General features: G+C 46.8%; 22 protein-coding genes. 9 read left to right on the forward strand and 13 right to left on the reverse strand.

Annotated features, from left to right (window positions below; translation table 11 throughout):
* Positions 1 to 122 precede the first annotated feature (122 nt).
* Both F752_RS0101640 and F752_RS0101645 read left to right on the forward strand, forming a co-directional pair.
* Positions 123 to 593, forward strand: coding sequence for an NUDIX domain-containing protein (locus F752_RS0101640; RefSeq protein WP_081604488.1), 471 nt, complete (start codon positions 123 to 125; stop codon positions 591 to 593).
* A gap of 58 nt (positions 594 to 651) precedes the next feature.
* Positions 652 to 1,227 (forward strand): DUF6155 family protein, encoded by a 576-nt coding sequence (locus F752_RS0101645; RefSeq protein ID WP_017729979.1) that lies wholly within the window; start codon positions 652 to 654, stop codon positions 1,225 to 1,227.
* Positions 1,228 to 1,243: 16 nt separating this feature from the next.
* On the opposite strand, the gene F752_RS0101650 is transcribed toward F752_RS0101645, so the two are convergent.
* A complete protein-coding gene (locus F752_RS0101650) occupies positions 1,244 to 2,011 on the reverse strand; it encodes a DUF3050 domain-containing protein (protein WP_017729980.1) in 768 nt (255 codons plus the stop codon).
* Positions 2,012 to 2,367: 356 nt separating this feature from the next.
* Positions 2,368 to 2,730 (reverse strand): DUF6787 family protein, encoded by a 363-nt coding sequence (locus tag F752_RS0101655; RefSeq protein ID WP_017729981.1) that lies wholly within the window; start codon positions 2,728 to 2,730, stop codon positions 2,368 to 2,370.
* 210 nt (positions 2,731 to 2,940) lie between these two features.
* Here F752_RS0101655 and F752_RS0101660 point away from each other — a divergent pair, with 210 nt between their 5' ends.
* A complete protein-coding gene (locus F752_RS0101660; protein WP_017729982.1) occupies positions 2,941 to 3,873 on the forward strand; it encodes a universal stress protein in 933 nt (310 codons plus the stop codon).
* Between the two features lie 78 nt (positions 3,874 to 3,951).
* On the opposite strand, the gene F752_RS0101665 is transcribed toward F752_RS0101660, so the two are convergent.
* Entirely contained in the window at positions 3,952 to 4,542 is a 591-nt protein-coding gene (locus F752_RS0101665; RefSeq protein WP_017729983.1) for a hypothetical protein, read from the reverse strand.
* Between the two features lie 3 nt (positions 4,543 to 4,545).
* Positions 4,546 to 6,081, reverse strand: coding sequence for a 2,3-bisphosphoglycerate-independent phosphoglycerate mutase (gpmI, locus tag F752_RS0101670; RefSeq protein WP_017729984.1), 1,536 nt, complete (start codon positions 6,079 to 6,081; stop codon positions 4,546 to 4,548).
* 233 nt (positions 6,082 to 6,314) lie between these two features.
* Between gpmI and F752_RS0101675 the strand changes: the two genes are divergently transcribed.
* The 5 genes from F752_RS0101675 to F752_RS0101695 all read left to right on the forward strand — a co-directional run bounded on the left by F752_RS0101675 (position 6,315) and on the right by F752_RS0101695 (position 10,273).
* A complete protein-coding gene (locus F752_RS0101675) occupies positions 6,315 to 6,737 on the forward strand; it encodes a DUF4783 domain-containing protein (protein ID WP_081604489.1) in 423 nt (140 codons plus the stop codon).
* Positions 6,738 to 7,179: 442 nt separating this feature from the next.
* Positions 7,180 to 8,043: a carboxylating nicotinate-nucleotide diphosphorylase gene (gene nadC, locus F752_RS0101680; protein ID WP_017729986.1), complete on the forward strand. Its 864-nt coding sequence runs from the start codon at positions 7,180 to 7,182 to the stop codon at positions 8,041 to 8,043.
* Positions 8,044 to 8,084: 41 nt separating this feature from the next.
* Positions 8,085 to 8,558, forward strand: a complete 474-nt coding sequence (locus F752_RS0101685) for a YcxB family protein (RefSeq protein ID WP_017729987.1) — start codon at positions 8,085 to 8,087, stop codon at positions 8,556 to 8,558.
* 111 nt (positions 8,559 to 8,669) lie between these two features.
* Complete coding sequence (locus F752_RS0101690; RefSeq protein ID WP_081604490.1) at positions 8,670 to 9,572, forward strand: type IX secretion system membrane protein PorP/SprF; 903 nt, start codon at positions 8,670 to 8,672, stop codon at positions 9,570 to 9,572.
* A 203-nt stretch (positions 9,573 to 9,775) separates the two neighbouring features.
* The gene (locus tag F752_RS0101695; RefSeq protein WP_017729989.1) at positions 9,776 to 10,273 is read left to right on the forward strand and encodes a regulatory protein RecX; all 498 of its coding nucleotides are present in this window, start codon (positions 9,776 to 9,778) and stop codon (positions 10,271 to 10,273) included.
* A 67-nt stretch (positions 10,274 to 10,340) separates the two neighbouring features.
* Here the strand turns inward: F752_RS0101695 and F752_RS0101700 are convergent, their stop codons facing one another.
* Positions 10,341 to 10,979, reverse strand: a complete 639-nt coding sequence (locus F752_RS0101700; RefSeq protein ID WP_152424993.1) for a DUF4230 domain-containing protein — start codon at positions 10,977 to 10,979, stop codon at positions 10,341 to 10,343.
* A 121-nt stretch (positions 10,980 to 11,100) separates the two neighbouring features.
* Between F752_RS0101700 and F752_RS0101705 the strand changes: the two genes are divergently transcribed.
* The gene (locus F752_RS0101705; protein ID WP_017729991.1) at positions 11,101 to 12,126 is read left to right on the forward strand and encodes an SPASM domain-containing protein; all 1,026 of its coding nucleotides are present in this window, start codon (positions 11,101 to 11,103) and stop codon (positions 12,124 to 12,126) included.
* Between the two features lie 78 nt (positions 12,127 to 12,204).
* On the opposite strand, the gene F752_RS0101710 is transcribed toward F752_RS0101705, so the two are convergent.
* The 8 genes from F752_RS0101710 to galE form a co-directional block, all read right to left on the reverse strand.
* On the reverse strand, positions 12,205 to 12,930 hold the full coding sequence (locus F752_RS0101710; protein ID WP_017729992.1) for a YqjF family protein: 726 nt from the start codon (positions 12,928 to 12,930) through the stop codon (positions 12,205 to 12,207).
* 40 nt (positions 12,931 to 12,970) lie between these two features.
* Positions 12,971 to 13,771 (reverse strand): inositol monophosphatase family protein, encoded by an 801-nt coding sequence (locus tag F752_RS0101715; protein WP_017729993.1) that lies wholly within the window; start codon positions 13,769 to 13,771, stop codon positions 12,971 to 12,973.
* Positions 13,772 to 15,433, reverse strand: a complete 1,662-nt coding sequence (gene lnt, locus F752_RS0101720) for an apolipoprotein N-acyltransferase (protein ID WP_152424994.1) — start codon at positions 15,431 to 15,433, stop codon at positions 13,772 to 13,774. It abuts the gene before it with no gap.
* Positions 15,369 to 16,049: a 16S rRNA (cytidine(1402)-2'-O)-methyltransferase gene (gene rsmI / locus F752_RS0101725; protein ID WP_017729995.1), complete on the reverse strand. Its 681-nt coding sequence runs from the start codon at positions 16,047 to 16,049 to the stop codon at positions 15,369 to 15,371. The genes lnt and rsmI overlap by 65 nt, the downstream gene beginning before the upstream one ends.
* A gap of 67 nt (positions 16,050 to 16,116) precedes the next feature.
* Positions 16,117 to 16,359 carry a 4a-hydroxytetrahydrobiopterin dehydratase gene (locus tag F752_RS0101730; RefSeq protein ID WP_017729996.1) on the reverse strand — a complete coding sequence of 81 codons (243 nt, stop codon included), beginning with the start codon at positions 16,357 to 16,359 and terminating at the stop codon, positions 16,117 to 16,119.
* A 195-nt stretch (positions 16,360 to 16,554) separates the two neighbouring features.
* Positions 16,555 to 16,992, reverse strand: a complete 438-nt coding sequence (locus tag F752_RS0101735; RefSeq protein WP_017729997.1) for an SRPBCC family protein — start codon at positions 16,990 to 16,992, stop codon at positions 16,555 to 16,557.
* Positions 16,993 to 17,204: 212 nt separating this feature from the next.
* On the reverse strand, positions 17,205 to 18,260 hold the full coding sequence (gene rfbB / locus F752_RS0101740) for a dTDP-glucose 4,6-dehydratase (protein WP_017729998.1): 1,056 nt from the start codon (positions 18,258 to 18,260) through the stop codon (positions 17,205 to 17,207).
* Positions 18,261 to 18,262: 2 nt separating this feature from the next.
* Entirely contained in the window at positions 18,263 to 19,288 is a 1,026-nt protein-coding gene (gene galE, locus F752_RS0101745; RefSeq protein ID WP_017729999.1) for a UDP-glucose 4-epimerase GalE, read from the reverse strand.
* Between the last annotated feature and the right edge of the window lies 1 nt (position 19,289).

Consider the following 19,289-nt stretch of genomic DNA (forward strand, 5'->3'; position numbering starts at 1 on the left):
GACAAAGCATGTAAAGCCGCAAGCGACATTGTTGTATCAGGAGCGCCTTTACCAGTCCTGAAAACCATTTTACCTTCCCGTCCATTAATACATTAAAATATTGATACCTCAGCTCATTCACCATGGCTTCAGCAAAGAATATAAGTGCGGGTTTGCTCATGTACCGCAGACACGAAGGAGAATGGCAATACTTTCTGGTTCATCCGGGTGGCCCATATTTCGAAAAAAAGGATGAAGGCTGGTGGATGATTCCGAAAGGCCTCCCCGAAACAGAGGAAGAGTTACTGAATACTGCTATTCGTGAGTTTGAGGAAGAAACCGGCATAAAGCCGGCACCTCCTTACCTCCCCTTAGGCAGCATTAAACAGAAGGGTGGCAAATGGGTCCATGCATGGGCCTTTGAGGGAGAATGGAAGGAAGCAACAGGTTTTAGTTGCAACACCTTCAGGGTAGAATGGCCTTATAAGTCTGGCCGCTGGCAGGAATACCCTGAAGTAGACAAAGCTGGCTGGTTTAGCTATAAAGAGGCCTGTAAAAAAATAAACCCCGCACAAATTCCCCTGCTCGACCGCCTGCTCGAAAACCTGGATTGATACCATTAATGAATGGAGCAACAGGGAACGTTTAGCGATATACTGGAGTTATTCTCACATGGCCAAAGTCACCTTAAAGCAGCTTAAGCGACATTTACAGGAGCTATCGGAAGAGGAGCTGCGAGAAGAAATCATTCGCCTGTACCAGAATGTGCCGCTGGTAAAGGAATATTTTCAGCTGGAACTCAGCCAGGATTCCGCTGCTTTAGTAAGTACTTACAAGCAAAAAATTCAGCGTTACTACTTTCCAAAGGGGAAATCCCTGAAAAGGCCCAAAGCAGCTAAAATGCGGGAGCTTATCCGTGACTTTCAGCGCATTTCCAGCTTCCCCTACGATGTGGCCGACCTCTTACTGTACCAGACAGAGTGTATGGTGGCCTTTTCTGAAAGTAAGGGTTTTGTAAGTACCGGCTTTCAGCAAACACTTATTAACCGCTATAAAGAGGCTTTAGTGCTGATAAAAAAGGAAATGCTCAAAGAAGCGTTTATGCAGCGCTGCCAGCTTATTCTTAAAAAATCGCGCTTTATGCACTGGGACACCTACGAACAGCTCCTCCAACTCTACATCGACAATTTTAATAAGGAGGAACTACCCATCCATCTACACGGGCCCGATCAGCAGAAGTTAGCCTAGGCGATTAAAATTCCTGCTACACCGAAAGAAGCAACATGCCATCCCACAGGGCAAAGCGGGCTTCCAGTGCCGATTTGGCAGCAGCTTCTGCTTCTTTCCATTTCTGCTCATCCTCACCACATAATTCCTGCAGCACTATTTCCACGTGCTCATTATGCTTTTCGGTATCTACATTCGTGTGGCGCTCGAGGTATTCCTTCATTACCGATAATTCCTTCGGGTGGTGCAGAATCAGGTCATCGGCCAGCTTATGAAACAATTGAGGCACCACATCCTCGCGGCCCAGAAAAAAGGCTGCAGCCATGGCATGCGGCTGACCGGAGTGGCTAATTTCCCAGTTAATTTTCAGGTATTTTTTTATGCTGTCGGGCAGCTGTATTTTATCCAGGGCAGCGTGCATACTTCCTTCTTCCTGAAGAAGAATGAGAAAACGGTCGACCAGGTGAGTTTTGGCTCCCGCCTGCTCCATCGCTTTTTTATAAAGCTCGAAGTGACTCATGTTTTCTCCATTATACTTATCACACTCATCTTCCAGCGCCATTTCATTAAATATCCTGATGCTGTTTTTGTAAGGAGAGGGTACCCAGGCATGGTCTATGGTAGAAAGCTCAATCTGCAGAGCCTTCAGCTGCGACATATTGTCCCATACGGCAAACACATGGTGTTCCATGAATTCGCGAATGTCGTCGAGGGTTTCCATTTGCTGGTATATTTCATGCCCGAACAGGCGTACACGGAGAGGCTTGAGGGTAAATCTTATTTTTTCTATCCTTGAAGGTTCCATAGTAGTTTAAAAAATAGTCATTTCTAATATTGTCTGTCTACTTTATGTACGAGCACCCATAGATGGAGGTTCGAAAAACAGGAGAGTATTTACAAGAAGAACACACCTAACCTCCTGATTTACAGGAACAAGAAGTGAATCTCCATACCCATCAACAGACAGACATTCAAGGGAGATACTGACAGCGAAAACCGCCTAAAAGGGAATGACTTCAGGAGTAGCAGACGAAGAAAACACAGGAAGCTCGACAACCGGGGGCGGCTTCAAAAGAAAGTAAAGGAGAGCAAAACAGGCCGTAAAAACAGAACTCTGCTCTAGCAAGAGGCTTTACAGAAGAACAAACCCTGCTTAAATTTTTAGTCTTTTTTCTGAAAAAGGCGCCCCATGCGACTCAGCATTTTCTTTTCCTTTTCCCAGAAGAAGCGAAACTGGCCCAGCAGAAAGCCATAAGCCAGCAGCAATAGCTGATAAGCAGGAAAAACAAAAAGGATATAGGTAACCGCCTTGAGCCAGAAAGGAGTAGCCTCACCGAATTCTAAAAAAGCAAAAAGGAATTTCCGGATGTAAACAACCGTAGAACCGGTAAGGGCAAAAACAGCCAAAACTGCCAGCACCTGCACCAGGCTGTCGAGCTGCCATTTAGCCTTTAATTTATTAAGAAATGATTTTGTTACAGTTCCGGTAATCTCAGCGGTTTGTCCTTTATTTTCCAAGCTCATCGAATCGTTAATGCTGTGAATGTTACTGCAAATCTACAACCTAAATTTTGTTCCGGCTAATCCATTCTGCTAAAATATCCGTATAGATTAACCTGCTACAGGCTTGATAAACAGAGAGGGACCCTGTACATTTAGCAAAGAATCGTAGCCTTAACCGCTGCAGGAACAAAATTAATTCCTTCAACTTCTATAAATTTTATTTTTACGACTATGGAAAAGTCTTTTGAGCTAAAAAAAATAGTGGTATGCCTTGACATGACTCAAATGGACGAATCGCTGATCAGGTTTGCTTCTTATATTTCAAAAAAAATGAATGCCGACCATATCCTCTTTGTGCATATTGCTCCGAAGATGGAAATGCCGGAGGAAATAAAGAAGAGTTATCCTGGCCTTTTCACCCCTGCAGAAGAAACCCTTCGCCAAAAAATGACCGCCACGGTAGAGGAGCTTTTTGAGGCACCAAACAATTGCAGAACAGAACAGCTGGTCGAGGAAGGCAAACCCTCGGACAGCATCCTTAAAATCGCCAAAGAGCGTGATATCGATCTTTTAGTCGTAGGAAAGAAAATGGGATTGAAAGGCGAGGGCATTCTGGCCCGCAAGCTTGCCAAAGTAGCCCACCTTTCCATCCTGATGGTTCCTGAAGTTCTCCCACAGCTCATGGACCGCATTTTAGTACCGGTAGATTTTTCGGAAGATTCGCTTCTTGCTCTTAAGCAGGCCATTAAAATTAAAGAAACCTCCGAGGTACCGATGAACATTACCTGCCACCATGTATATCGCCTGCCAAGTGGCTGGCACAGCACCGGAAAAAGCAAAGAAGAATTTGCCAGCATAATGAAAGGACATGCAGAGAAAGACTACCAAAAGTTCTTAAAACAGCTTGGCCCAGATCATCCCCAGATTCCCTGCATTTTTACACTGGAAGAAGAAAATAATGCGGCCCAGGAGATTTATCAGCAGGCCGTAAAAGACCGCTCCGACCTTATTGTATTGGGCTCTAAAGGAAAAACAGCCGCCGCCTCGGCCTTACTGGGCAGCACAGCAGAACGGCTGGCAGAGTGCGATAAAAATATTCCTTTACTAATTGCCAAAGACAAAACCGACAACCTCAGCTTTCTCGAAGCTCTCTTCAAGATATAGCATTTCCCTAACACAAAAAAATGCACACCCATCATCTTGATGAATGTGCCTTTTTTTGTGTACACCGATTCCGGCAATTCAATATTCAAATTCAGCTTTAATAGCGTACTTAGCCGGCTCACTAAAAATCATTTTCTGTACCCCTTCAATAGTGTAGCCCATGGGTAACCTTACTCCTTTTACTTCCCCATACTCTACCTTTAGCAGTCGTGTAGAGTTGTACAGGATATTTCGGTTACTGAATAAAGCTTCCAGTCGCTCTACTTCTTCTGCCTCCGCATTCAGATACACTTTCAGGTAGTTAACATTCAGGTCTTCCTTATCTTCGGCTACATAAGTAATTACCTGCAGCCCGTTTTCCTCCTTCACCTCTTTTATATAGCTTTCGCTGAACTCCGGCTTGTTAATATCTGCATCGCGAAACACATCGAGCTCCCGAATTATGGCGGCAGAGTCGAGTCGTACGACTGTTTTTTCTACCTCCCCGTCGAAAGAGGCAATTTTAGCCATTTTTACCTCCCGCCGCAGCAGCTCTTCAGCATTAGAAGCCAGCAAACCTTCCACATCGAAGTACTCATCGATTTCCGCCACCTTCTTTTCTGCGATTTCGGGCTCTTCGCAAGCGAACAACAGGGCTATACCTACAAAGGGCAGAAGCTTTATTAACATGCGCTACGACTGTTTGGAAATTAAAATATCTCCTGTCATTTCAGCAGGTTTCGGCACCTCCAAAAGCTGAAGAATGGTGGGCGCCAGGTCTCCTAGCTTTCCGTCTTTAAGCTTTACCGCTTCTTTCTCCGGACTTACCAAAATACAGGGCACCAGATTAGTCGTGTGGGCGGTATTGGGGCTGCCATCTTCATTAATCATAAAATCTGAGTTGCCATGGTCGGCAATAATAATGCTGGTATACCCATGCTCCAAACCTGCTTCTACCACCGCTCTGGCACATTCATCCACTACCTCACAGGCCTTTACGGCCGCTTCAAACACACCGGTATGGCCTACCATATCGGGGTTGGCAAAGTTCAGGCATACGAAATCTACCTCCTCCTTTTCCAGTTCCGGAATAATTTTATCACGAATTTCATAGGCACTCATTTCCGGCTGCAGGTCATAGGTGGCTACTTTTGGAGAAGGGCACATAATACGGCTTTCGCCTTCGAACTCTTTTTCGCGGCCACCGCTAAAAAAGAAGGTTACGTGCGGGTACTTCTCCGTTTCGGCTATTCTTATTTGTTTTTTCCCGGCCCGGGCCAATACTTCTCCCAAGGTATTCTGCAGCTTATCCTTGTCGAAAATAATGCCTACATTCCGGAAAGTTTCGTCGTAGTTGGTAAGGGTAACATAATGCAGGTTGAGCTTTTGCATACCCTGCTCAGGAAAGTCCTGCTGGGTGAGCGCCATGGTAATTTCACGGCCGCGGTCGGTCCGGAAATTAAAGCAGATTACTACATCCCCTTCTTCAATAGTGGCGACAGCTTCGCCCTGTGCATTGGCATGGATAACAGGCTTAATAAACTCATCGGTTACCCCTTCGGCATATGATTCCCTGATGGCCTGCAGGATATCCGTTGTTTTCTTTCCCTCCCCTTTCACAAGGGCATCATAAGCAAGCTTTACCCGTTCCCAGCGCTTGTCGCGGTCCATGGCATAATAGCGGCCTACAACGCTGGCAATTTCTCCGCCGGTAGTTTTCAGGTGCTGCTGTAAATCTTCCAGATAACCCAGGCCACTCTTCGGATCTGTATCCCTACCGTCAGTAAAAGCATGTACGTACACCTGCTCCAGGCCTGCTTCTCCGGCAAGAGTACAAAGTCCTTTCAGGTGGTCGATATGGGAATGCACTCCGCCATCGGAAACCAGGCCGATAAAATGCAGCTTTTTTCCTTCTTTTTTTGCATAGCTAAAAGCCTGCTGCAGCACCTCATTCTCTGCCAGGCTACCATCTTCCAGTGCCTTGCTTACCTTTACCAGGTCCTGGTACACCACCCGGCCGGCGCCAATATTCATGTGGCCTACCTCAGAGTTTCCCATCTGCCCTTCGGGCAAGCCTACTGCCAGGCCGGATGCCTCCAGGCGACTCTGGGGGTATTTCCCTTCCAGGCTATCCATAAAAGGTGTATGTGCTTTCGCAATAGCCGATACCTCCGGATTATCTCCGAGGCCCCAGCCGTCCAATATCATCAGAATTACTTTTTTTGGCATTTGAAGAAATATATCTGTTTAAACTATATTACATCAGAAGGGCTAATTTACCTCTTTTTTTACACAAATCCTGCTCTTACCGCTTAGCCTTGGCTTGGCTTTATGGCATTTTGTATTTACATTGCTATTTAACCTTATCAGATTTCAGGCGCTTTTGTTTCCTGTAAAGGCTCCCAGTTTATGCAATCTGGCATAATTTTGGCAGCACTTTAGAAGACATCATTAGAAAGATTATGCGAGATAGATTGAAGGTAATACTATTGTCTTTTTTCCTGCTGGCTGGCAGTAGCTTCCTGCAGGAAGTTCAGGCGCAGGACCAGGTCATCACCAATATACGCGATGCCATGAAAGCCGGAAGCTCCCGTGAGCTGGCCCGACACTTCAGCGATATGGTAGACCTCAACATTAAAACCCGCCTGTATAGCTTCTCCGACGACGATATCACCAAAGATAAAACTCCCTTTGTTTTAAAGCAGTTTTTCGATAAATACCCTAATGCCGATTATAGTACCGTACACCAGGGCTCTTCGGAAGACGGCATCAGCTTTACCATTGGAAGATACTCGTACGACAGCGGAAAGGCCAGAGTCTGGATCGTTCTGAAAAAGACCGGCAATGAATACAAAGTGACAAAATTTTCCTTGGAAGAAGAATAAATAAAATAACCGGTTCTTTACAAGGCCCTGATGTATTTCGGGGCCTTTTTTATTCCGGAAACTTTTCTCCTGCACCTGAAAAAACGGTTTAATTAACAGCTCACCGGGTATACCGTCTGCCCGCATGGGCTCTGGCATTGGTTGTTACCTGGTTTATGAGCTGCTTCCATTATGCAAAGGGCAATTATCGTGCAGCTATAATCGCATAAGTAGTGCTCTTCTGTTGTGTTTCATAATACTTCCCTGGCAGGCAAACTTACAGCTAGAACGGCCACTCTCTGAATCAATTTCCCGTTTCTCTTAGAATTTCCCGCCTCTCACCTCCATAAATCTACATGCAAAGGCTTTCGATAGGAATAATTCGAAAAATACACCTATTTTTGCAGCTGAATTCATTCGCAGGCTTAAGCTCTGTTACTTTACTTCCCAGGAAGGAAAAAATATGGTTGTAAAACCCCATTACCTGACCGAAAAAAGCATATCTGATTTTATCAGCGCCGCCCTTCTGGAAGACGTCGGCCCCGGCGACTACTCTACCCTGGCGGCTGTGCCTGCCGGAACACAAAACAGGGCTCGCCTGCTCATTAAAGATAGTGGCATACTCGCTGGTGTAGCACTTGCTCAACATATTTTCCACCAGGTGGACCCGGAGCTCCGGGTAAATGTATTGCTTGAGGATGGCTCACCTATTCAGTATGGCGATATTGGCATGACGGTTGAAGGCAGCGCCCGCTCCATTTTAACAGCCGAGCGTCTTGTATTAAACTGCATGCAGCGCATGAGTGGAGTGGCTACCTATACCCACTACCTCAACAGCCTTATTGAAGATACAGGAGTTCGCCTCCTCGACACCCGCAAAACCACGCCTAATTTCCGACTGCCTGAAAAATGGGCGGTAGCCATTGGCGGAGGCAGCAATCACCGCTTCGGCCTATATGATATGGTGATGCTCAAAGATAACCACATCGACTATGCCGGCGGCATTAAGCCAGCCATTAAGGCCACGCAAAAGTACCTGCAGGAAAACAGCCTTTCCCTGGCTATTGAAGTAGAAACCCGTAATCTCGAAGAGGTGAAGGAAGTGCTGGAAACCGGAGGGGTACAGCGGATTATGCTCGACAATATGAGTCCCGTCCTGATGAAAGAGGCCGTTGCTATAATTAACGGCCGGAGTGAAACAGAAGCTTCCGGCGGGATTACAGAAAAAACCATTCGCGAAGTAGCCGAGAGTGGCGTGAACTTCATTTCTGTAGGCGCCCTCACCCACTCCGTTAAAAGCCTGGACATCAGCCTTAAAGCATTTTAAAATAAAAATTTACTGACCGTTATTACGTAAGAAAATAACCAATGATTGTAAAAACAAAGAAGTATAAGCTCGAAAACAGCACCTATATTAAGCTGGCTATGAAAAATATTTTGCGCGAACAATGGTGGGTTTTCCTGATTGCCCTCGCCATTATGTGCGGCTATTTTTTCGCTCCAAGTATCTGGTGGATTATCGGTGCCCTTATTGCCCTGCTGCTATATATCCTGTTCTGGCTTATCCAGTTTGCCGGGGTAACCCAGCTTGAACAAAATAAGATTCTGTTCGAAAAACTGAGCTATGAAATTACCAGCCAGCAGGTTCTTATAAAAGTAAACCCGCGCCAGGGCATGCCCCTGAACTGGACAAATATTAAAAAAGCAGAAATGAGTAAGGATGCCTATAACCTTTTTGTTTCTAAAGCACAGCTTATTCACCTGCCTTTCAGAATTTTTAATACAGATAATGAGCGTAAATTTGTAGAGACAATTCTTCGCAGAAAAGGCTATATCAAATAAAGACAATTCATATGTAAGGTTACAGGCTTCTTACAGGCAGTTCATAACATTACATCTACTACCTTTGAACCAGGGCTAAAGTCCTGGTTTTTTGTTGGTAAGTGAGAAGATATGAATCATCAATTGAAAAAAGTAACCTGCCTGCTGGCGTTCATCACCCTCCTGGTATTTACACAAAAAGTACAAGCACAGAAAAATAGTTTCTTTAATCATTTTCGCTGGAACCAGTCCAGCTATACCTCTGCGGGTAGCGGGGCTAATGGTTTTACTTTCAACTCCCTCTACCGGAATTACAACGACAGCACTAATTACTTTGTCAGCCTGGATATTCCGCTAAACAGGCTGAATAGCGCTTTCGGCTTCTATTACCTGCACAACAGCTCCGGAGAGCAGCAGAACCTGCAAAGTGGTGTATCTTACACTGCCTTTATTCCTCTGGGGCAAAACGGCAGTATCCGCTTCGGTGTCCAGGGTAACCGGCAGCAACATGCTGTTAGCCCACGCACATGGACTTTTGGCGAATACCAGACGGACTCTGTTTCCTATACTGCCGATGCCTCTGTTTTCCTCCAGCGGGAAAAACTCTCCCTTGGTTTTTCCGCCGAAGGATTATATCCTGCCGGACCACAGCATCAGCCGGATTATGTGCTGCTGTTGGGTTTTCATGAGCTGAACACTTCTTCCTGGCTTCGCTCCTCGCCTTTTATGCTTACCAGGTGGCGGAATGATCAGGAGCGGCCCGAATGGCGCTTTAATTATACCGCCACCATTGCCAATACTGTTTTGCTGGGGGCCAGCTACTATAAAAACAGCGAATACCTATATGGCTTCAACGCAGGTTTTAAGCTGTTCAATGCCGTGTGGCTAACAGCAGCGACCGATTTCGAGGACCTTCTCCTGCCCTACCGCGCCCTCTATGAATTCGGACTCCGAATCCATATCAGTAAGCGAACAGCAGCCAGTGTCGCAGCGGATACTCCTGCCCCGGAAGAAGATGAATATAATGACTACTAAGTCAGATGCCTGAGAACCTCCTATCCTCTGATTCCATTGCAACCGAAGTTGAGGATATACTCAAAAACCTTTTGTACCCATAAAAGTCTTCTACAGATAGATAGAAGCCATAGAGTCCAAGAAGGCCTCTCAGCTTTTACTCCTCAGGAATAGAGATAAATTCACTCTAAACCTTTAAATTGAAGATTTAAAACAAAGTGCATTTGGGCCAGGAGGAAAAGGATAAGAATCAGAAGAAGTACACCTATACCGAGGCAAAAGCCAGGGCATGGTCCTATTGTGCTTATCAGGAACGCTCGCAGCAGCAGGTAAGAGATAAACTGTACGAGTATGGCCTCTATCCTGATGAAGTTGAAAGCCTGATAGCAGAGCTCATTAGCGATAACTTTATCAACGAGGAACGTTTTGCCAAAACTTATGCCGGTGGCAAGTTCCGGATAAAGAAATGGGGGCGCCACAAAATCCGGCAGGGATTAAAACAGCACCGTATTTCTGACTATTGCCTGCGGAAAGGAATGGCCGAAATTGACCCCGAGGAGTACTACCAAACCCTGCAGGAACTTCTGCTCAAAAAGAAGAAAGGATTAAAAGAAAAAGACCCTTTTGCGCTAAAAAGTAAGCTGGCCCGCTACGCCATAGGCAAAGGTTATGAACAGGATTTGGTTTGGGAGGCAATTAAAGAGATATTCGAGCAGGAGTAGCGTGATTCTACTACCTGAAGCCCGTTTCCTTCACCCCCGGCAATTATAGCATCCCTTCCGCCTGCCACTAATTTTTCTCAACCGGCACATCTTCAGGCAGCGGCGGCAGAAATACCACCACCTTTCCGGATATTCCTTCCAGCCAGGGCTTCAGCATCGTTTTAGCATTCTGCCGGGTCTCTTCCAGGATGTCCGACGATAGAGCAGCCTCTTTTATCTGTCTTTCTGCCAGGCGAAGAGCCTTTTCTGCCAACCTGGTTTCTTCTTTAAAATACACCTGCTTTTCTATTGAATAAATTTGGGTGTCTTCCATATTCAGCTTATAATAACAAAGCTCAGGCTCCGGCAGGCGAACCATCACCGTATCCGATTTCTCAATTACATCCTGCTCCTTCATTTTAGTGAGGTCGATGCAGCCTACGGCCTCCCCCGCGCTAATCACCAGCACCTTGCTATCCGGCACTTCAAAAACCCACAGGTAGGGCTCATTTCTTTCCTTCAGCTCGACCACTTCTTTAAAGTTATAGCGCACCAGCTCCAGCCTTCCCAGCTTTTCAACTTCCTGCAACACCGTCTGGTGGTTCACCTCTTCCACCACTTCCTCCTCAGGATTACCACCAAACCAGCGGCTGGCTTCTTTTAAAACTAAATACAGGAGAAAGAGTGCCAGCAGCCAGGGTAGCCAGCGCATAAAATATCGGATCATTTGCACAGAAATTGTTTAAAGGTTTTGCTTCTTTCTTCTACTAACAAGATATAACACAAACCCTCCCGCAACTTTTGTATTTCGCCTGCTGCATCCGTAGCTTTACAGGAAGCAAATGCCTATGACTCCCGGCCCTTATTTTGATGGACTCCGCTTTTTGCGGAAGCAAAGCCCCCGCAGGCTTGCCAATGCCGCGCAGGTATTAGGGAGCTACTATGCCTCCCGCCTGAGCGGGAATCCTGCGCACCGGGGCATGCCCCTGAGCTTATCTTTTGAGCCTACCACCAGCTGCAACCTCCGTTGCCCCGAGTGCCCCAGCGGCCTCCGCTCCTTTACCCGCCCTACCGGTATGCTCGCCCCTGAACTGCTTAAAAGTACAATAGACGAACTGCAGAACACACTCATGTACCTGCTGCTCTATTTCCAGGGGGAGCCTTACCTGCACCCGCGCTTCTTCGATATGGTGCGCTACGCGGCAGACCGGAAAATTTATACGGCCACCTCCACCAATGCCCATTTCCTGAGCAGCGAACAGGCACGCAAAACAGTAGAGAGCGGGCTGGACCGCCTCATTATCTCCATCGACGGCACTACACAGGAAACCTACCAGAGCTACCGTATCGGCGGAAAGCTGGAGAAAGTAATTGAGGGAACCCGCCAGGTGGTAGAGTGGAAAAAGAAACTCCGCAGCGCTACTCCTCATCTTATTTTTCAGTTTCTGGTCGTGCGCCCCAATGAGCACCAGATTGCAGAAGTACAGGCACTGGCAAGCCGGCTGGGTGTTGATGAGGTGCGGCTGAAAACGGCCCAGATTTACGATTACGAAGAAGGCTCTCCCTTAATTCCCTCCCTCAACCAGTACAGCCGCTACCGGCAACTGCCCAACGGCCGCTGGACAGTTAAAAACAAGCTCGACAACCACTGCTGGAAAATGTGGCACAGCGCCGTAATTACCTGGGATGGAAAAGTGGTTCCCTGCTGCTTCGATAAGGACGCACAGCACCAGATGGGAAGCTTACAGGAGAAGAGCTTCAGGGAGATATGGCAGCACTCCACTTATCAGAACTTCCGGAAATCCATCCTGAAAGGAAGGAGCAATATAGACATCTGCCGGAACTGTACCGAAGGTTCCCAGGTGTGGGGGTAATAAGCAGGAAGATTTTACTTCTCCCACTTAATGTTCATTACCTGTGGAGGGAGATTATCCTTTTTCTGGCTCCTCTTGCTATTTCAATAAGCCCTTTTCTATCTTTTTCTTGTTCTCCACGGATATTTCAGAACCTTCTGCAAGCATTACAGAAACCGGCTTTTGCTTATTTAAGAATCCGAACTTTGCTCCATACACCTGCTCAAAATTCACCCCTATGGAGTAATCCAGCACTTCATAAGCCTTCCACCTTGGGTGTATTACTTCATACTCATGGGTTTTTGAACCACTTACTTTAGCATAGCCCCAGTAGTGCTCTGTAATGAACTCCGTTTTACTATCCGCTTTTATCTCTTCCGCTGTTCTGCCTGCCCTGATATGGAAATTGTTCCATTGATTATTTTTTCTCCAGCTGTACTCCACTCTGCGTTCATTACCCGACTCCTCCCAGAAGTGACGCATGGGAAGGGTTTCATAATTTTCATTGTAAATCGTGTTGGCAACAAAGGATATGGCTGGCTTCGGAACAATTTCTTTCAGGAACACTACCCCACGTTTCCACTCTTTGCCTTCCCGCCTTTTGACATAAAAGCGGAGATTTACCTCTTCAAAATTAATGTGGAAGGGGATTTTAATACCCATCAGTTGAGTATTTAAAAACATAAAGGCCACTAAGCTCACATAGCACCTGTCCTGGTACATGTCCAGCTTGGTACCATAGGGAAGAAATTCCTGCAGCAATGCACTATCCACTTCATAGTTGGCTATTGCAAGCTTTCGCCATTCTGCTTTTAAAAAACTCATTTTATTTATTTAACTGGCCTGCAACACCGGCTTCTGCTTCCTACTTCAGCAAGCTCCAGTTATTCTGTATAACCTGCTGCATTTCGGAATGGACGCTCCCGTTGCTGGCCAGCATCTGTCCGCCAAAAAGGAAGTTTTTTCCGCCCTTAAAATCTGTTACTTTACCGCCAGCCTGCTGCACAATAAAAGCACCGCCTGCCACATCCCAGGCCTTGAGCCCATACTCGTAAAAGCCTTCGAAGCGGCCACAGGCAACATAGGCAAGATCTACAGCGGCACTGCCCATACGGCGAAGACCGTGTGAGCCTTTCATAAACTCAGTGAGAATAGCAAGATAATCCTCCATCTGCTCAAAATGCGCATAAGGGAAACCGGTGGCCAGGAGCGACTCGCTCATTTCCTGAACAGGCGAAATTTGAATTTCGCTGCCGTTGCAATAGGCTTTGCCTCCTTCACGAGCATAAAAACACTCATCTTTGTTTACCTCATACACTACCCCCATTACCAGTTCTTCGCCCCGCAGGAGGCCAATGCTTACCGCAAAGACAGGCAATGTGTGTAAAAAATTGGTCGTCCCATCCAGCGGGTCAATAATCCATTTATATTCTTCGCCCTGCTCTTCGGCAGTTCCCTCTTCGGTAATAAAGCCTGCTTCGGGTAAAATTTCGCTGAGCCCTTTTACCAGCTGTTCTTCAGCCTGTTTATCTACATATGACACCAGATCGTTAAAGCCTTTCTTCTCTATATTTTTCCGGTCGAAGTTGTGTCCCTCTTTCTTAATCAACTGACCTACTTCTTTTGTAAGCGGAATGGTTTGTTCTAAAACTGCCTGTAAATCCATTTAACGTAAAAGTTTATTTTTCACAAAGGCTGCTAAAAATACAAAAGCAGCCAGCCATACCGCCGTGCGCGACAGGTAGTCGCCATAGCGGGCATAAAAAGTTAGTTCTTCATTGGCGCGAATTTCGCCTTTAATCACAGCTGGTTCCCAGTAATTGGTCCGCTGCAGTACATCGCCACGCTGGTTAAAAAAGCCGGAGATGCCCGTATTGGCACAACGGGCAATACTCCTGCGGGTTTCAATAGCCCGCAGACTGGCGTAATGGAAGTGCTGCCGGTGCCCCGGGGAATCGCCCCACCAGGCATCGTTCGTGATGATAAAGATATAGCTGGCGCCATTCCTCACATACTGCGCCATAAAATCGCCATAAATAGATTCGTAGCAGATAGACGGGGCAATGCCCGCCTCTTCGGAACTGTAAAATACCGTCCGTTCTTCCTGCTGACCAAAGCCTCCGGAGGTACCACCAAGGTTTAAGATGGTTTCAGAAATAAAGCCAAATACCTGCGGGTAGGGCATGATTTCCACCCCGGGTACTAACTTCGATTTATGATAAAGAGAATCTTCGCCCGTATCGGACAAAAACAGCCCGGTATTATAAAAATCGTAATAGCCAATATCCGGCTGATAACGGGCAGTACGAGGAGCATCTCCTTCGTAGACCGAGTAAGAAGTTATACCGGTAAGCAGACTGAGCTCCTCGTACCGGGATCTGAACTGGCGGATGCGCCTGATGAGTGGCTCATTATGGAGTGTAGCCTCATTAAAGGCTTTATCGATAGCGGTTTCGGGCCAGAGCAGAAAGTCAGTACTATCCGTCAGCTTTTCTTCCGACATATCCATAAAGCGGCGCACCTGTTCATCGAAAGGGATAAAGTTTTCGGTACCGACAAACTTCTCTGTAAAAGGATCGATATTAGGCTGCAGCACTACTACTTCATGAGCCGGCCCTTTTTCTTCGTAAGAGGCATAGCGGTAATAGGAGTAGAGAATCGGCAGCAACACCCACAAGAGGGTATAGGTGATGCTCCGCCATGGAATAAAGCCTCTTTCCACCGCTCCACTCCGGAACAGCACAAAGTAAAAAGCCAGATTCCCTAATAGTACCCAAAGTGTTCCGCCAAATACACCTGTCCACTCATACCATTGTATCCATTCAGGGAACATGGCAAAGGCATTGCCAAGGGTAAGCCAGGGCCAGCTCAGGTCCCAGTTCAGGTGAATATGCTCAAAAGTCATCCAGTACAGTACAAAACCAAAGTAGCCCCATGCTTCGCCAGCCCATTTTTTTGTAGAGCGAAAAGCCCAGAGCGGCAGGTACATGAGCAGGGCATTGGCCAGAATGGCAAATACACCACCAGCCAGAGTTGAATTAATGACCCACCAGGTGGTAGTAGCATTCCAGATGAGGAGCGCCAGGTAGCTGTAGCGAAAAAACTTTCGGCCAGCTTTCCGATCAACTTTGCTATCCAGGGCTTCATCGAGCAGGAAGATGGGCACAAAGGCCAGGAAGAGAAAAGGCGCCAGAGGCTTGACCGGCCATGCCAGCCAGAACAGCAAACCGCTGCTGACAGCCAGCAGCAAATAATAATAACGGCTATTTCTTACCTTCCACCACCAGGACGATCTCTCCTTTGAGGGTGTTTGTACTGTAGTATTCATGTAATTCCTTTAACGTTCCGCGCCGGTTCTCTTCGTATATTTTGGTTAGCTCTCTACTAACACATGCCCGGCGTTCCTCTCCGAGATATTCGGCCAGTTGCTGCAGGGTTTTGAGCAGCCGGTGTGGCGATTCGTATAAGATAATGGTCTTAACTTCCTCGGCCAGTTCTTTCATGCGCGTCTGCCGACCCTTCTTATGGGGCAGAAAGCCCTCAAACACAAAGCGATCTGCCGGAAGTCCACTGTTTACCAGGGCCGGCACAAAGGCCGTTGCACCCGGCAGGCATTCGACCTTTAGCTCGTGGGCGATACACTCCCGCACCAGCAAATAACCGGGATCGGAAATAGCCGGAGTGCCGGCATCGCTGACCAGCGCCACCACAGTCCCTTCTTCCATCTTCGCAATTACCCTCTGCAGTTGTCCATGCTCGTTATGGGCATGGAAGCTCTGGAGGGGCTTTTTAATATCATAGTGCTTAAGCAGCTTTCCGCTGGTGCGCGTATCTTCCGCCAGTATCAAATCTACCTCATTCAGTATCCTGAGAGCACGCTGGGTAATATCTTCCAGGTTGCCAATAGGCGTTGGCACAAGGTATAGAGAGGTTGTTTCCTGCATAGGCTCAAAGGTACAAAAGAATAGAATTAAGAACCAGAAAGGGGCAGTGGACAGTGAGTCGAACTGCTTAGTTTCCTTTCCCTAACAACTGAGTAATCTGGCGGGCCAATTCGCGGTCTTTGTCTGTTACGGTATTGCCGGCATCATGAGTAGTAAGGTTGATTTCTACCTTATTGTACACATTGCTCCAGTTCGGGTGGTGGTCCATCTTTTCAGCCAGCAAAGCGACTTTGCTCATAAAACCAAAGGCCTCCACAAAGTCCTTAAAAGTAAAAGTTCGGCTGAGTTGATTATTTTCTTCTTTCCACATAGTTGAATATTGAGTAGTGGGTATTGAGTAGTAAGTAAATTTTGAATGAGTGAATGATAGAATGAGTGAATATCAGTGCAGATGTAAAACATCCATGCCAGCATATTAAAGTTTTTCCATTACCACATGAGCATAGCCTTTAAACCAGGTCCTTCTTTTATTCTATCATTCACTCATTCTGTCATTCATAAAATATTAGGCGAACCATTTTTTGTAGATGGGGCGGCGGTAAAGGAACTGGGCCTGCATAACCGGATAGAGAAGTATGTCGCTAAATAAGCTTCCTGTGCTGTAATGAACATTATCTACGATTACACTTTGCTCCTCGCCTGCCTTTTCCACCCAGTGCCGGTGCCGCCATTTTTTTAAAAAGAAGGGCAGGAGTTTTCCTTCATCTTCAAAGAAAAAATAGCTGCCGGTGGTATCGTCGGCCACAATATGGCTCTCCCAGCGCTGTTCAAACAGACCAAACTGTAATTCCATATCTACCACATCGCCTTTACGACATCCATCGAAACGCCTGAGTTTTACCTTTGGAAAAGGCGGATTTAACGAGCGGAACAACTCTTCATTAAAACCCTCTTTTACCTGCAAATAAGGCCTGTTTACTTTTGTTCTGACAGTTATTTCCATAAAAATAGAAAGTCTGCTGACAGGAAAAAGGTTTAGAATAAAAAAAGCACCTTTTCAGGTGCCTTAAAAGTCTTTTGCATGTCAACTGGCTTTTTTTAAGAAAGAACAGCTTCTGTACCACTTATTTCAGGACTGAGATATCTTTAAGGTTGAACAACAAATCCATTGTCTCACATCCATTGCCCCTTGTCTGGCAACTCCCGCCTACAACCTCAGTTGTACTGCTTCTGATAATAGTCCTGGTAAGTGCCGGAGGTTACATGCTCCAGCCATTCTTCATTTTGCAGGTACCAGTCGACCGTTTTTTCGAGGCCCTCCTCGAACTGAAGGGATGGCTTCCAGCCCAGCTCCTCCATAATTTTGGTGGCATCGATGGCATAGCGGAGGTCATGCCCTGCACGGTCCTTAACATACGTAATAAGCTGCTCAGAGCTGCCTTCGGCCCTGCCGAGCTTCTTATCCATTACCTTGCATAGCAGCCGCACAATATCTATGTTTTTCCATTCATTAAAGCCGCCAATGTTATAGGTTTCGCCATCTTTTCCCTGGTGAAATACCACATCGATGGCGCGGGCATGGTCAACTACATATAGCCAGTCGCGCACATTTTCGCCCTTCCCATATATGGGCAGTGGCTTATTATGCTTGATGTTGTGTATACAGAGCGGAATCAGCTTTTCCGGAAACTGGTTAGGGCCATAGTTATTAGAACAGTTGCTGATGACCGTACGCAGCTTATAGGTGTTGGCATAGGCCCGCACGAAATGGTCGGAGCTGGCTTTAGAAGCTGAGTAGGGTGACTGCGGATCGTAGGAAGTTGACTCCAGGAAGTAACCACCATCATCGAGTGAGCCATATACCTCATCGGTCGATACATGGTAAAACAGGTGCTTATCGAAATTCCCCTCCCATTGTTTACGGGCCGCGTTGAGCAGGTTAACCGTTCCTATTACATTGGTGTAGATAAAAGCAGTAGGGTCGGCAATGGAGCGGTCGACATGCGACTCAGCGGCCAGGTGAATGACATCGGTAATGTCATGCTGGCTGAATACCTCGTGCATCTTATCCTGGTTGGTAATATCAGCCTTAATAAAGGTGTAGTTTGGTTTTCCTTCCAGGTCTTTCAGATTCTCCAGGTTCCCTGCATAGGTAAGGGCATCGAGGTTAAAAATCCGGTAATGGGGATACTGGTTGATAAAAAGCCGCACAACGTGCGAACCAATAAATCCGGCCCCGCCGGTTATCAGGATGTTTTTTTGTTCTGCCATTTTTATTTCTTCGAGAGCTGTTGCTGCCAGCGCCAGGCATCGTCCAGACTTTTCTCAATATCGTGCTTCGCCTGCCAGTTTAATACCTGATTGGCTTTGTCGACGTTCGCCCACACTTTTTCAATATCGCCCGAGCGGCGGTCACCTATTTTATAATTTAGCTTTTCGCCACTCACCTTTTCAAAAGCCTGAATCACCTCCAGTACGCTATTGCCTTTGCCGGTTCCAACATTTACGGTATCGTAAAAGCTTTCCTCGCTTACCTTATCCAGGTATTCAAAGGCTTTGATATGCGCATCAGCAAGGTCCATTACATGAATATAGTCGCGAATACAGGTACCATCGGGCGTATTGTAGTTATCGCCAAAAACGGTTATCTGCTCCCGGATACCGGCAGCCGTTTGGGTAACAAATGGAATCAGATTATTTGGAACACCATTGGGCAGTTCGCCAATAAGGCCACTTTCGTGCGCTCCTATGGGGTTGAAATAGCGAAGGGCAAGTGAACGGACAGGGCTTTTGCTCTTCCGGAGGTCGCTGAGAATATCCTCGCACATTTGCTTGGTACGGCCATATGGAGAGGTCGCAGGCTGTGTTGGCGTTTCCTCCGTTACCGGCAGCTTTTCGGGCTGGCCATAAACCGTACAGGAAGAGGAAAACACAAGGTTTTTCACCCCTTCTTCCTCCATCAGTTCCAACAACACCAGCAAAGAGCCAAGGTTGTTCTGATAATACTTTAGTGGCTCATTTACCGATTCTCCTACCGCTTTAAAGGCAGCAAAATGAATTACCCCCTGCAGGCCTTTTTCTTTCTGAAACACCTCCCGCATAGCCTTTCGGTCGGTACAGTCCAGTTCATACAGCTTCGGGCGGCGGCCGATAATTCCTTCGAGTCCATCCAGCACACTTTTGCTGGAATTGGCAAAATTATCGACAATGACCGCCTCATAACCTGTGTTATGCAGGGCCACTACAGTGTGGGAGCCGATATATCCGGCTCCGCCGGTTACAAGTATCTTTCTTCTCACT

It is taken from the genome of Nafulsella turpanensis ZLM-10 (genome assembly GCF_000346615.1).
GTDB classification, from domain to species: domain Bacteria; phylum Bacteroidota; class Bacteroidia; order Cytophagales; family Cyclobacteriaceae; genus Nafulsella; species Nafulsella turpanensis.

What these genes read in the sequence shown, in the direction of transcription:
- nadC (WP_017729986.1), top strand. Translation starts at nt 7,180, where the DNA reads ATGGTTGTAAAACCCCATTACCTGACCGAAAAAAGCATATCTGATTTT.
- F752_RS0101705 (WP_017729991.1), top strand. Translation starts at nt 11,101, where the DNA reads ATGACTCCCGGCCCTTATTTTGATGGACTCCGCTTTTTGCGGAAGCAA.
- F752_RS0101735 (WP_017729997.1), bottom strand. Translation starts at nt 16,992, where the DNA reads ATGGAAATAACTGTCAGAACAAAAGTAAACAGGCCTTATTTGCAGGTA.
- gpmI (WP_017729984.1), bottom strand. Translation starts at nt 6,081, where the DNA reads ATGCCAAAAAAAGTAATTCTGATGATATTGGACGGCTGGGGCCTCGGA.
- F752_RS0101645 (WP_017729979.1), top strand. Translation starts at nt 652, where the DNA reads ATGGCCAAAGTCACCTTAAAGCAGCTTAAGCGACATTTACAGGAGCTA.
- F752_RS0101655 (WP_017729981.1), bottom strand. Translation starts at nt 2,730, where the DNA reads ATGAGCTTGGAAAATAAAGGACAAACCGCTGAGATTACCGGAACTGTA.
- F752_RS0101700 (WP_152424993.1), bottom strand. Translation starts at nt 10,979, where the DNA reads ATGATCCGATATTTTATGCGCTGGCTACCCTGGCTGCTGGCACTCTTT.
- F752_RS0101640 (WP_081604488.1), top strand. Translation starts at nt 123, where the DNA reads ATGGCTTCAGCAAAGAATATAAGTGCGGGTTTGCTCATGTACCGCAGA.
- F752_RS0101650 (WP_017729980.1), bottom strand. Translation starts at nt 2,011, where the DNA reads ATGGAACCTTCAAGGATAGAAAAAATAAGATTTACCCTCAAGCCTCTC.
- lnt (WP_152424994.1), bottom strand. Translation starts at nt 15,433, where the DNA reads ATGAATACTACAGTACAAACACCCTCAAAGGAGAGATCGTCCTGGTGG.
- F752_RS0101730 (WP_017729996.1), bottom strand. Translation starts at nt 16,359, where the DNA reads ATGTGGAAAGAAGAAAATAATCAACTCAGCCGAACTTTTACTTTTAAG.
- F752_RS0101685 (WP_017729987.1), top strand. Translation starts at nt 8,085, where the DNA reads ATGATTGTAAAAACAAAGAAGTATAAGCTCGAAAACAGCACCTATATT.
- F752_RS0101675 (WP_081604489.1), top strand. Translation starts at nt 6,315, where the DNA reads ATGCGAGATAGATTGAAGGTAATACTATTGTCTTTTTTCCTGCTGGCT.
- rfbB (WP_017729998.1), bottom strand. Translation starts at nt 18,260, where the DNA reads ATGGCAGAACAAAAAAACATCCTGATAACCGGCGGGGCCGGATTTATT.
- F752_RS0101690 (WP_081604490.1), top strand. Translation starts at nt 8,670, where the DNA reads ATGAATCATCAATTGAAAAAAGTAACCTGCCTGCTGGCGTTCATCACC.
- rsmI (WP_017729995.1), bottom strand. Translation starts at nt 16,049, where the DNA reads ATGCAGGAAACAACCTCTCTATACCTTGTGCCAACGCCTATTGGCAAC.
- F752_RS0101665 (WP_017729983.1), bottom strand. Translation starts at nt 4,542, where the DNA reads ATGTTAATAAAGCTTCTGCCCTTTGTAGGTATAGCCCTGTTGTTCGCT.
- F752_RS0101660 (WP_017729982.1), top strand. Translation starts at nt 2,941, where the DNA reads ATGGAAAAGTCTTTTGAGCTAAAAAAAATAGTGGTATGCCTTGACATG.
- F752_RS0101715 (WP_017729993.1), bottom strand. Translation starts at nt 13,771, where the DNA reads ATGGATTTACAGGCAGTTTTAGAACAAACCATTCCGCTTACAAAAGAA.
- F752_RS0101710 (WP_017729992.1), bottom strand. Translation starts at nt 12,930, where the DNA reads ATGAGTTTTTTAAAAGCAGAATGGCGAAAGCTTGCAATAGCCAACTAT.